Genomic DNA, 10,780 nt, shown 5'->3' on the forward strand with positions numbered 1-10,780 from the left:
CAGTGAAATCATTTTGATGACGATGCATAAAACTATCAAGCTCGCTCGGATCTGTCAATAATGTAGTATATAAAAAATAAAAAATTAGGCGGCCGGCTTCTCTTTTGCGGGTTTTTTATGTGCAAAAATTCTGGCGCCGATAATACTGATTTCGTAAAGGAGCATGAGGGGGAGCGCCATCATGACTTGTGTTACCACATCCGGCGGGGTTAATATGGCAGCCGCCACAAAAAACAACAGGATGGCGTACTTTCTGTTTTTTTTCAGAAAGTCAACCGTAACAAGCCCCATCCGGGATAGAAACGTGATGACCAGCGGCAGTTCAAATACAAGCCCGAAGGCCAGCAGCAATTTGGAGGAAAAGCTTAAGTATTCCCGCATGGCAGGCAGTGGTTTGATGGTATCGGTTGCAAATCCCAAAAAAAATTTAAATCCGAGCGGGAAAACGATGAAATAGCCGAACAGCGCACCGCCGATAAAAAAAAAGGAAGACAGAAAAACGATCGGCAGGAGCAGATGTCGTTCATTTTTATAGAGACCGGGGGCGACAAACATCCAGAATTGGTACAAAATAACCGGCGCTGACAGTATCAGGCCGAACAGAAAAGAGACTTTTAAGTATGTGAAAAATGCTTCAGGCAGGCCGGTAAAGATAAGTTTATCACCGGGCTGCATGACGGAAATCAGCGGACGGGTTAAAATATAAAAAAGTTTTTCCTTAAACCCGTAGGAAATTAAAAAACCGATTCCCACTGCCGCAAAGCAGGTAATCAGTCTTTTTCTAAGTTCATCCAGGTGTGCCGTAAAAGGAAGCTTGTCATCATCTTTCATTGCCGGGCTTACCTTCCATGGCGCTGTTGTCTGTTTCGGTTTTTACCACTCCCGCATCGGTTGGGTCATTCGGGATGGAGTCTGCTTTTTCTTCGGTGATTTTTTTATCCTGAATGGCGTCAGGCGCCGGTGAAACAGTATTTTGATCCGGGGTTCCGGTGAAATCAACAGACTCCCTGACATCGGAATCGATGTCATCGAAGGTTCTTTTAACATCATGAAGATCATCGTTAATATCGATGGACTGTTTTAACTCTGAGGTTGCCCGCTTGAATTCTCCAAAGGCACGGCCGATGGACTTTGCAAGATCGGGCAGCTTTTTAGGGCCGATGACAATGAGCGCAATAGCCAGTATTAAAAGCATTTCAGGCATTCCGATGCCAAACATATAGAGCTCCTGATAATCAATATTTGTCCGGCCGATGGATATGCGATAGCCGGGGATACGACTCCGATGCGGCAGATTTTTTTCAAGCCTTAATAAAATGTAAGAATCGTTCTAACCAAGCTGATTTAGTACTTACTTTAACCAGCGGTGTCAAGCATTACGAACCGGTATGTTATTCATCCGGTTTCAGTACAATAAAATAAAGGCTGCCGGAATGTTGCAAATGTCCTGCGGCAAGTTCGGCGTAGGGGCCGTTTCCCCAGAACAGGTCGACATGCCCCGGACCACGGATGGCACCGCCGGTGTCCTGGCTGACAACAAAACGAGTGAAGTCCGTCCAGCTGTGAATCTCTCCGTTGTCATTGAGAACCGGCTTCTGGGTTTCAATGAATACAAGGGCGGGGAGAGGAAAAAGGCGGTAGTCCACGGCGAGGGATCTTGCCGGTGTCAGTTTGACATTTAGAGAGCCGATGGGGCCGTCTTCTTCTATTTTAAAAAAAACATAGCTGGGGTTGTAGTTTAAGACCGCTTCCACTTCTTCGGGGTGTTGGTGCAGATAAGCGCGTATCTTTTGCACCGACATCTGTGATTTTTCAATTTTACCCGTATCGATGAGTAGCTTTCCGATAGCTTTATATGGCCGCCCGTTGGTGCCATGATAGTGAACGTTGATGGAGCGGCCATCAGCAAGAAGGATTTTACCCGATCCCTGGATATGGAGAATAAACAGATCGACCGGATCTTTCACCCATGCCACATGCGAAGCATTCCCTTCGAGCAGATGTTGCCGGTCAATTTCGTTGCGGTCATAATAGGGTATAACGGTTTGACCTGTGTATCGGCCGGTTATTTTTTCCCCCTTGTATTTTGTTGAAAACAAGGAAAGATCAATGGTCAGCAGGTCGTCGGGCCGGGCGTATAACGGGTATTTGAATTCATCGCTTTGGCTGAGGCTTCCTTGAAGAGACGGTTCATAATATCCCGTAAAAAGCACATCGCCTGAATCGTCGGAACCGACAGATTGATACACAACGCAATTCTTTTTGATAAATTTTTTAAGAATTTCAGCCGACGGTTTGTTTTCGATAACTTCCTGAAATAATTTAAATGATCGAATCAAATGGTCGGCACGATACATGTCTGTGCCGAACTGAAATTCCCTGTCCGGCGGCACTTTTTCCAGATAGGAAATGCTCAGTAAAATGACGTCCGTCATCCCTTGATAGTCCAGGTCGTCCATAAACGCAGGGAATGCAGAGGATTTGAGGCGCTTCATGGCGTTTTCCCTGGTGACCGGAGCTTCTTTTTTCAAAAGCGCACATCCGGCAACCAGCTGTAAAAAAAACAGGGCGATCAGGAGAATACACGTTTTATGAGAGGATGGCGTTCGTTCTGCAGGCAACATGGTCTGTTTTTTAATTTTCAAATTTTATATAGGGGTTTTTTGAAAGCGCTTCACGCTTCCGAGCGTTTTTATAACAAATGTCAGAAACCGTTCCGGTTTAAATTTTCAGGAAATCCGCTTATGGACTCTCCTTTCATCCGAAACAGATTTTTGACACGTATTATGGACAAATGAATCAATACTGCCCGCCAAAAAGATTAAAAACGGCTTTATTCAAGCGCTGAAAATATTAAAAAATTTAAACAGGTTTTTTTCTAACAAAAGCCCCGCTTTTTCCACCGGATTTTTCTAATAATAAAATATCGGAAATGGTCATTTTTTTATCATGGGACTTACACATGTCGTAGATGGTCAGGGCGGCAACCGAAACTGCAGTCAAGGCTTCCATTTCAACGCCAGTCTGTCCCAAAACACGCATGGACGCTTCGATCCGGATGGCGCTTTTTAGGATATCCGGAAAGAAATCAATCACGGCATGGGTAATATTGAGGGGATGGCACATGGGGATAAGATCCGATGTTTTCTTAGCTGCCATGATGCCGGCTATTCGGGCGGTTTCAAGAACATTTCCCTTTTTGACGGCCTGATTTTGGATCAATTCAAAAGTTGGCGGGCTCATGGATATCACAGCCTGTGCTGTGGCTACTCGCAATGTCGCCCCTTTGTCGGTGACATCCACCATGCGGACGCTTCCTTTTTCATCTATATGGGAAAAAGTAGACATGGTCACTCCTTTGAAATTAAATCTATTGCGTCAAACCGATCGCAAAGGGCTTCGGCTTTTTCCAGATCTTCCGGGGAATTGATATTCATGAAAGAAATAAGTTCCGGATCTTTTTCGCGCAGTATTTTTTCGGGTATTTTCTTTATGCGGTTTTTCTTAAATACCAATTGGATTTTTAGCTTCTCCTGGGCCAGGTGCTGCTCAATTCTGTCCAGGCTCCTTTTCGCATATACCGCGCAAAGGGGTTCCATGCCGGCTGAAATTTCAGGAATAATCGCATCGCAACCCGGCGCGATACCGTCGATAATCGTTTCGATCAATTCTTTTTTTAAAAAAGGGGTATCGCAGGCTGCAAAAAAGACATGCGGGTTTGACGCATAAAAAAGACCGGCATGAATTCCGGTTAAGGAACTCCGGAGCGGATAAAGATCCGATACGATATTTAAATCCCATTCCAGATATCGGGTCGGGCTGTTGCTGACGAGAAAGATTTCATCAAAAAGCTGGATAAATACTTCATAAATTCGATCTAGAATTCGCTTTTGGCCGACAGAGATCAGGGCCTTGTCACGGCCTGAAAACCGGGTGTTGAGACCTCCGGCCAATATTACCCCGCTGCATGGTGGCTTCATATGGAGACGGTTTCTGTTTGCTTGCTGGACAAATTATTAAAATATTCAAAAAAGTTGGCTGTTTAAAATGGTTAAAACATCATAAATTTACTTTTACCATAGGCAAGTTACGGACTAAAATCAAGGTAATTTAAAAGGTTTAGGTTGTCTGGCGCCGGTTGCAATGATATAAAACTTGAAGAAAATCCGGGAAATGATATAAAGCAAACTGAAAAAGGCGATAGCAATCCGCAAACCGACTGAAACACTTTTGACGTCGGCTAATTTGAAAAGCGATAAGGCAGGAAAGAATGAGTAGAAACAGTATCCTATTGGATGCGGCCGATATCAACCGTATATTGACCCGAATGACACATGAAATCCTCGAAGTGCATAGGGGCGCCGCAAACCTCTCACTGATCGGAATCCAAACCAGAGGTGTTTATCTGGCCGGACGAATTCAGAAAAAGATACGTGAGATCGAAGGGGTTGAAATTCCAACCGGCAACATGGATATTACCCTTTACAGAGATGACTGGACCCGGATTGGCCCCCACCCGATTGTGCAGGCAACCGAAATATTATTTTCAGTTGATGGCCGGCAGATCATTTTAATTGACGATGTCCTTTTTACCGGTCGCACCACCCGGGCGGCAATGGACGCCGTGATTGATTTCGGCAGGCCGGACAGGATTGAACTTGCCGTACTGGTGGATCGGGGGTATCGGGAGCTTCCGGTCCAGGCTAATTATGCGGGAAAATTTATCGAAACCCAACGGACAGATACCATCAATGTGCTACTTTCGGAATATGATGGGGAAGACCGGGTAGTGATCGAAAGATCCGGGTCGGAGTGATCGCAACAGAACGCTGTTTGGCACCCCTTTGGGCTGAACCGCAACAGCGAACGCATTTCCTGTCCCGCCGAGGCGGAACAGCAGGGTTCTTCAATTCCTGTATCATACCGTTTGCCGTGCATGTCTCGACAAAAGCGGGACGTCTGCCTTAAGCTGAAAAAAGAACGTTTTACAAGGGTAGCCGCCGGAGAAAATAATGGGTACTAAAGAACATAAGGCAAAGGTTCCAAAAAACATCCGGGTGGGTGTGATTACGGTTTCCAGCACGCGATCATTATCTGACGACAAAAGCGGGCAATGGATCAGCAAACAGGCCCGCAAGGAAGGCAACGAGGTGGTTTTGCATCAGGTGATACCGGACGAGGCCGTAACCATCTCCCGCACGGTCGTCAACGCCATTCGGGATCATGCCCCCCAGGTTCTAATTTTGACAGGCGGCACCGGAATCAGCACCCAGGATGTCACCATTGAAGCTGTGCGGCCGTTTTTTGACAAAGAACTGACGGCCTTTGGGACCCTGTTTACGCTGCTCAGTTTTGAAGAGATCGATTCCGCCGCCATTTTGTCCCGTGCAACCGCTGGCCTGGTCGGCAAAACCGTCATTTTCTGCATGCCGGGCAGTTTGAAAGCGTGCAAGCTGGCCTGTAAAAATCTCATATTTCCTGAGCTGGGTCATCTGGTTAAGCATGTGGAGCAAGGGTAGATTCAAAATTACAAAGTCCAAAGATCAAATTCCAAAAAAATCTCAATAGATAATCATCAAAACTTTTTAGACGAACCGGTTTTAAAAATTCGAATTTTTATGATCGGAACTTGTTTGGGATTTGGCATTTGAGATTTGTAGTTTCAATACAGGAGCGAAATTCCACGAAAGCAGATTCTCCGACGGCACAACTTATAATGGGCTCTCTCACCCCGGGATTTTAATCGCCGGAGAAATAATCTTTCAGCTCTTCGCCCCAGGCTTCGTCAATAAATTCTACGCCCAAATAATCATTCTCGATTTTTTTTACGACGCCTTCTTTGTCTACAAACGACTTCCTGGCGTTGTCCAGATTGAACTTCAGCTGCAGCTTATCACCCTTATTGATGGACTGTTTGGTGGACAATACCAGCCCGACGCCTGACTTGGATATGTTTTTAACGGTGATGAGACCCCTGATTTCCCGCTGGTTGTGAAAATAGGCGCCGGTGACAGTGACGCTTCTTCTTAAGCCCTTGCGCCTTTCCTGGATCACTGGAAAGACATGACCACAGGGGCATTTGCATTTCAGCTGAATCCGTTTGTTGGTGTCTTTAAAGCCGGATAAATCCTTTGTCCAGGATTTTGAACATTTCGGGCATTTAAAGGTTGCATGGTTCTGGTCATCTAAAAAAATTTTTTCCGTCATTTTCGTCTGTTAGCCCTTTCACTCGGCTGAAGCGTTCATTATGAATGGTCTCTATGGGATGTTGTGGAACAATCGTCGCTCTCTGCCGGGGCGACGGCATCGGCCTCACGGCCAGCCCCTTCAGTTTCATTCCAGCCCCCACCGTTCTTTCGGCTAAACCAGATCGGACATGCTGTTCGAAATTTACAATAAATTTCTGGGTTTCTACAAAATAAACATTCTTCGCAAAGATAAACATTATCTTTCATGCATACCATGCTGGTTTCGATTTCAGGATTGCACAAACATTTTCCCATATATTATCCTTAGCGAACTTATATAGCGGTTGTCAAAAAAACGTTCCTTTATCCCAACGTTTTTTTCTACAACCGCTTATACCGCAATTCATAGTTTCGGAACTTTATTATGGAAAGCGGTATAATAAAGATTGTTCAATATACAGTGATCTGTTATAAATTTCAATCGTTGAAATGTCAAATCCGTTCAACCGGCGAACCGATGTAATCCTTGATTCTGTTAGGCAACAGAGAGGAGGCGGGATGCTTGCCAAGGTTTTGAGCAGTGCCGTTTTGGGGATTGATGCGTATCTGGTCGAGGTCGAGGTTGATATCTCCCAGGGGCTGCCCACCTTTACGACGGTAGGCCTTCCGGAAGCGTCCGTTAAAGAGAGCAAAGAGCGGGTAAAATCCGCCATAAAAAATTCCGGATTCCGGTTTCCGGATGACCGGATTACGGTCAACCTGGCGCCGGCCGATATCAAGAAAGAAGGCACCGGATTTGATTTACCGATGGCCTTGGGAATTTTGGCCGCCACCCGCATCATACCCCAGGAGATCATCTCCAAATTTCTCATCATGGGCGAACTCTCCCTGGACGGCCGCATTAAACCGGTCAGGGGCTCGCTTCCCATGGCGTTGGCGGCCAAGCAGGCCGGCTACACGGGGATTATCGTCCCGGCGGAAAACGGACGGGAGGCAGCGATTGTCGCGGGCATTTCCGTCCTGCCGGCCAGGACCCTGCCGGAAGTGGTTGACTATTTTCGCGGGTTTAAACAGATTCCACCGGAAGAGACGGACGTTGCGGCCATATTTAGCCGGCAGGATGAATCCGACCTGGATTTTGCCGAGGTGATGGGACAGGATCACGTCAAGCGGTCCCTGGAAGTCGCGGCTGCCGGCGGTCATAACCTGATCATGATCGGACCGCCCGGTTCAGGCAAGACCATGCTGGCAAAGCGACTGCCGACGATCCTGCCGCCATTGACATTTGATGAGGCGATTGAAACAACCAAAATATACAGTGTGGTGGGATTGTTGTCCAGGGATCAGGCCCTGGTCACCAAACGGCCCTTTCGTTCACCCCATCACACCATCTCCGATGCCGGCTTAATCGGCGGCGGCCATATTCCCAGACCGGGCGAGGTGAGCCTGGCCCACAATGGCGTCCTTTTTCTGGATGAGCTGTCTGAGTTTAAAAAACCGGTTCTGGAAGTGTTGCGACAGCCTCTGGAAGACCTAAAGGTAACCATTTCCCGGGCCGCCTCCAGCATTACCTACCCCGCCAGCTTCATGCTGGTGGCAGCCATGAATCCCTGTCCGTGCGGTTATTTGTCAGACCCCAAGCACGAATGCAGCTGCACCTATCAGCAGATCCGTCGCTATCGGTCAAAAATTTCCGGCCCGCTGATCGACCGCATCGATATCCATGTGGAAGTGCCGGCGGTTCCCTATAAGGATCTCAGAGGTGAAGCCGGGGCAGAGCCGTCCGCCCTTATCCGGCAGCGGGTCAATGCCGCCCGCCAGCGCCAGTCCGAGCGGTTTGCCCGCACCCGGATTTACTGTAACGCCCAAATGAGCAGCCGCCAGATCAAGCGGTATTGCCCCATAGATGCGGCCAGCAGCGACCTGCTGGAATCGGCCATCGACAAGCTGGGGCTTTCCGCCAGAGCCTTTAACCGCATCCTCAAGATCGCGCGCACGATTGCAGATCTTGACGGTGGCGAACAAATCACTTCTGATCATGTGGGTGAAGCCATCCAGTACCGCAGCCTGGATCGGGGTAAACTTTTTATCTGAAAAGGAAATCAAATGAAATATCAGACGGGATATTTATTTATCCGACTGCATCGGTGAGTTATATCTTTGCCTATAACCTTGGCGTCTTTTCCCGGCACATTATACATACTGAAAACATCGGGCCACGTTGTGACAATCTCATGAACTTCCTTAATTATATCCAGGGCCTGTTGCCTCCTTTTTATCCCGAAGTGTTTGGCCTCTGCCAGAAGTGTTTTCAGACCTGCCGGTCTGTTATCCAGTCCGATGCGCAGCACATGTTCCTGGTTGAAACCAATGTTCGGCACCAGGTCAAAAGCCGGACTTAATCTCCAGCCTTCATCATCGTGCAGCATCAGGAAATTTTTCAGGTGGTCATCGGTGTTGCCAATCATCACATTGAACAGCAGCTGCCTGTAAAGCCTCTGGAGATCCGGCCCCGGTCGCACGGATACATACTTAATCACTTCTGCCAGTTCCCGGTATCCGGCATGGTACCAATCGTCAGCCTTTAGCAGTGTTTGCATGCTGATCAAGTGATTGCGGCCGCCAGCTTCGTTGATGTCGAAGCGTTTCACCAACAGGCATTTTCTGGAGCCCAAAGGTAAAATCCTGGTATCGGCTGTCACTATGCCTGCACGGCGGCCTAACTCCATGGCTGCGGCCTCCAGACCCACGACGTCCAGGTGATCCCTGGTGCTGGCAAACTTTGCCAAATATGCCCCGTTTTCATCTTCAACAAGGGCTTTTGGTCTGGACCCGCCCGGCGAACTTCCAGCCTGAAACAACAAGGAAAGTTCATCGTCTGGTGCAGTTGCAGGTTCCTGCTCGAATTTCTCTGCCAACCTCACCAGTTCCTCCAGATGCCGGCTGGGGACCCCGGCCGTTTTCGATTCCGGCTGGCCCTCTTCCACATAGCTCAAGGCTCCCAAACCTTGGTGGCCCAGTAACCGCAATAACTGGGGAACACGTTGCTCTCCGCGTCCCAGCTTGTAACGACGGACCAGGAGCCTCCGCCCCCAATCATCCGGGAGACTATCTTCAAAAACGCCATGGACTCCGGCGCGGGGCCGTTCCGCATCGAAAATTTCCGTGGATAACGCTAAATGCAGGGGATCGATCGGAAATGCCCGCGGATGCCCCAAGAACTCGGCCGTGTAGCGAAACTGTCCCTTCAGCGCTCCCCGGAAATCAGGATCGTCCACAGCCAGTTCTCCGACCTTGACAGTTTCCGTTGTGGGCAGAGTCAACCATACTGTAAGAATCATGTCGTCTTCCTTCGCCTTCCTCCGGACCGTTGCCGTTTACTGCCTTTTTTCTCAAATTTCGCGAACAGGTCCTCTTTTGGAGCCAGTACATCCTGCCAGCCATCAAGGCGGTCAAGGATAAGAGAGGCTGCCAGCCAGTTGCCGATCAACGTCTGCGGGAAGCCTTTTTCCATCCTGCTGTATGACTGGCGGGTCAAGCCAAGCCTTTGCGCGAACACTTCCTGGCTCTCGTTGCGAGCCAGACGCGCTTCTCTCAACCTTTCGCCAAGCAGCTGCAGTATGGATTCAACACTATTTTTATTGTTAAACATATTTTACCTTATAGTATAAAAATAACTATAATGTAAAGAATATATTACTGAGTGAGTATCTTTCGTATCTTTGTCCTTGCGTGTATTCAGGTTTAAATTTACCGTCAATTCTTATGGCTAAGCGGGACGCCCATGCAAAATTGCGTTTTTTATTCATTTTAACTGTGGTGGAGAAATCGCATGCCTGGAAAATCAAGGATAGATGCACCGAGGGCCTTGCATCACATAATTTGTCGAAGGCGGATTGATTCGCAGCGTGGGTGGGTGGCGTGCGATAGCCGGTTTGCGACGCATGAAGATTCATGCAAAAAGCGACGAACGGATTCTTGGTGATAGCGACGTTGCGGAGACGGTTCTCGGTTCTGCTTCCGAGGCGATGGAGCGCAAGTATCGGCTCAAGGCCGATGGATATTCATTTGAAAGGGTTGCCAAGAGGGTTGGTGAAATTTTCGATATCTCAAAAAGGGAGCTGACGGCGCCGGGCAAACACCCTGTACATGTAAAAGTGTGCAGTGTCTTAGCCTACTGGGCTGTTCATGAGATCGGCATGTCGGCAACTGAGGCAGGCTTGAGGTTGGGATGGAGCCAATCCGCTGCCAGCCGGGCGGTTGAGCGGGGGCGCATCATTGTCGAAGAGTCGGGGATTAGTCCGGTTGCTATGCAAAACGCATAAAAGCATGGGCGTCCCTGTTGTCCTGAGGACTATAGAATGTCCCGCTTATTACGCGTGTGCGGGGAACATATATGTCGCGGTGGGTCCGAAAAACACATTCACGGTTCATCCCCGCGTGTGCGGGGAACATGGGTCCGGAGACCTGGGCCAGGTGATCAAGGACGGTTCATCCCCGCGTGTGCGGGGAACATCGGGGATCAGGGAGGAAACTATGATTGAGCAACGGTTCATCCCCGCGTGTGCGGGGAACATCGCCCGATGGCGCTG

Annotated in this window: 13 protein-coding genes; 4 read left to right on the forward strand and 9 right to left on the reverse strand. The window is 48.6% G+C overall.

Going from position 1 to position 10,780, the window contains the following annotated elements:
* Window positions 1–84 precede the first annotated feature (84 nt).
* The 5 genes from tatC to P1P89_20245 form a co-directional block, all read right to left on the reverse strand.
* Window positions 85–831: a twin-arginine translocase subunit TatC gene (gene tatC / locus P1P89_20225; protein ID MDF1593842.1), complete on the reverse strand. Its 747-nt coding sequence runs from the start codon at window positions 829–831 to the stop codon at window positions 85–87.
* Entirely contained in the window at window positions 821–1,219 is a 399-nt protein-coding gene (locus P1P89_20230; GenBank protein ID MDF1593843.1) for a twin-arginine translocase TatA/TatE family subunit, read from the reverse strand. Before P1P89_20230 ends, tatC begins: the two co-directional genes overlap by 11 nt.
* Before the next feature lie 172 nt (window positions 1,220–1,391).
* On the reverse strand, window positions 1,392–2,531 hold the full coding sequence (locus P1P89_20235) for an MltA domain-containing protein (protein ID MDF1593844.1): 1,140 nt from the start codon (window positions 2,529–2,531) through the stop codon (window positions 1,392–1,394).
* Between the two features lie 331 nt (window positions 2,532–2,862).
* Window positions 2,863–3,348: a cyclic pyranopterin monophosphate synthase MoaC gene (gene moaC / locus P1P89_20240; GenBank protein MDF1593845.1), complete on the reverse strand. Its 486-nt coding sequence runs from the start codon at window positions 3,346–3,348 to the stop codon at window positions 2,863–2,865.
* Between the two features lie 2 nt (window positions 3,349–3,350).
* Entirely contained in the window at window positions 3,351–3,980 is a 630-nt protein-coding gene (locus tag P1P89_20245) for a molybdenum cofactor guanylyltransferase (protein MDF1593846.1), read from the reverse strand.
* A gap of 290 nt (window positions 3,981–4,270) precedes the next feature.
* On the opposite strand from P1P89_20245, the gene pyrR reads away from it, so the two are divergent.
* Together pyrR and P1P89_20255 are read left to right on the forward strand one after the other, a co-directional pair.
* Entirely contained in the window at window positions 4,271–4,816 is a 546-nt protein-coding gene (pyrR, locus tag P1P89_20250) for a bifunctional pyr operon transcriptional regulator/uracil phosphoribosyltransferase PyrR (GenBank protein ID MDF1593847.1), read from the forward strand.
* A gap of 196 nt (window positions 4,817–5,012) precedes the next feature.
* Window positions 5,013–5,519: a molybdenum cofactor biosynthesis protein MoaB gene (locus tag P1P89_20255; GenBank protein ID MDF1593848.1), complete on the forward strand. Its 507-nt coding sequence runs from the start codon at window positions 5,013–5,015 to the stop codon at window positions 5,517–5,519.
* 220 nt (window positions 5,520–5,739) lie between these two features.
* Here the strand turns inward: P1P89_20255 and P1P89_20260 are convergent, their stop codons facing one another.
* Window positions 5,740–6,207 (reverse strand): PilZ domain-containing protein, encoded by a 468-nt coding sequence (locus tag P1P89_20260; protein MDF1593849.1) that lies wholly within the window; start codon window positions 6,205–6,207, stop codon window positions 5,740–5,742.
* A complete protein-coding gene (locus P1P89_20265; protein ID MDF1593850.1) occupies window positions 6,182–6,445 on the reverse strand; it encodes a hypothetical protein in 264 nt (87 codons plus the stop codon). The genes P1P89_20260 and P1P89_20265 overlap by 26 nt, the downstream gene beginning before the upstream one ends.
* Before the next feature lie 301 nt (window positions 6,446–6,746).
* Here P1P89_20265 and P1P89_20270 point away from each other — a divergent pair, with 301 nt between their 5' ends.
* Entirely contained in the window at window positions 6,747–8,282 is a 1,536-nt protein-coding gene (locus P1P89_20270; GenBank protein ID MDF1593851.1) for a YifB family Mg chelatase-like AAA ATPase, read from the forward strand.
* 20 nt (window positions 8,283–8,302) lie between these two features.
* On the opposite strand, the gene P1P89_20275 is transcribed toward P1P89_20270, so the two are convergent.
* Window positions 8,303–9,529 (reverse strand): type II toxin-antitoxin system HipA family toxin, encoded by a 1,227-nt coding sequence (locus P1P89_20275; GenBank protein MDF1593852.1) that lies wholly within the window; start codon window positions 9,527–9,529, stop codon window positions 8,303–8,305.
* On the reverse strand, window positions 9,526–9,840 hold the full coding sequence (locus P1P89_20280; protein MDF1593853.1) for a helix-turn-helix transcriptional regulator: 315 nt from the start codon (window positions 9,838–9,840) through the stop codon (window positions 9,526–9,528). The genes P1P89_20275 and P1P89_20280 overlap by 4 nt, the downstream gene beginning before the upstream one ends.
* A 256-nt stretch (window positions 9,841–10,096) precedes the next feature.
* Here P1P89_20280 and P1P89_20285 point away from each other — a divergent pair, with 256 nt between their 5' ends.
* A complete protein-coding gene (locus P1P89_20285; GenBank protein MDF1593854.1) occupies window positions 10,097–10,513 on the forward strand; it encodes a hypothetical protein in 417 nt (138 codons plus the stop codon).
* Window positions 10,514–10,780: the final 267 nt, after the last annotated feature.

The sequence above is a fragment of the Desulfobacterales bacterium genome (assembly GCA_029211065.1).
GTDB lineage: Bacteria > Desulfobacterota > Desulfobacteria > Desulfobacterales > JARGFK01 > JARGFK01.

What these genes read in the sequence shown, in the direction of transcription:
- tatC (MDF1593842.1), bottom strand. Translation starts at nt 831, where the DNA reads ATGAAAGATGATGACAAGCTTCCTTTTACGGCACACCTGGATGAACTT.
- P1P89_20270 (MDF1593851.1), top strand. Translation starts at nt 6,747, where the DNA reads ATGCTTGCCAAGGTTTTGAGCAGTGCCGTTTTGGGGATTGATGCGTAT.
- P1P89_20255 (MDF1593848.1), top strand. Translation starts at nt 5,013, where the DNA reads ATGGGTACTAAAGAACATAAGGCAAAGGTTCCAAAAAACATCCGGGTG.
- P1P89_20245 (MDF1593846.1), bottom strand. Translation starts at nt 3,980, where the DNA reads ATGAAGCCACCATGCAGCGGGGTAATATTGGCCGGAGGTCTCAACACC.
- P1P89_20265 (MDF1593850.1), bottom strand. Translation starts at nt 6,445, where the DNA reads ATGTTTATCTTTGCGAAGAATGTTTATTTTGTAGAAACCCAGAAATTT.
- P1P89_20275 (MDF1593852.1), bottom strand. Translation starts at nt 9,529, where the DNA reads ATGATTCTTACAGTATGGTTGACTCTGCCCACAACGGAAACTGTCAAG.
- pyrR (MDF1593847.1), top strand. Translation starts at nt 4,271, where the DNA reads ATGAGTAGAAACAGTATCCTATTGGATGCGGCCGATATCAACCGTATA.
- P1P89_20260 (MDF1593849.1), bottom strand. Translation starts at nt 6,207, where the DNA reads ATGACGGAAAAAATTTTTTTAGATGACCAGAACCATGCAACCTTTAAA.
- moaC (MDF1593845.1), bottom strand. Translation starts at nt 3,348, where the DNA reads ATGTCTACTTTTTCCCATATAGATGAAAAAGGAAGCGTCCGCATGGTG.
- P1P89_20230 (MDF1593843.1), bottom strand. Translation starts at nt 1,219, where the DNA reads ATGTTTGGCATCGGAATGCCTGAAATGCTTTTAATACTGGCTATTGCG.
- P1P89_20280 (MDF1593853.1), bottom strand. Translation starts at nt 9,840, where the DNA reads ATGTTTAACAATAAAAATAGTGTTGAATCCATACTGCAGCTGCTTGGC.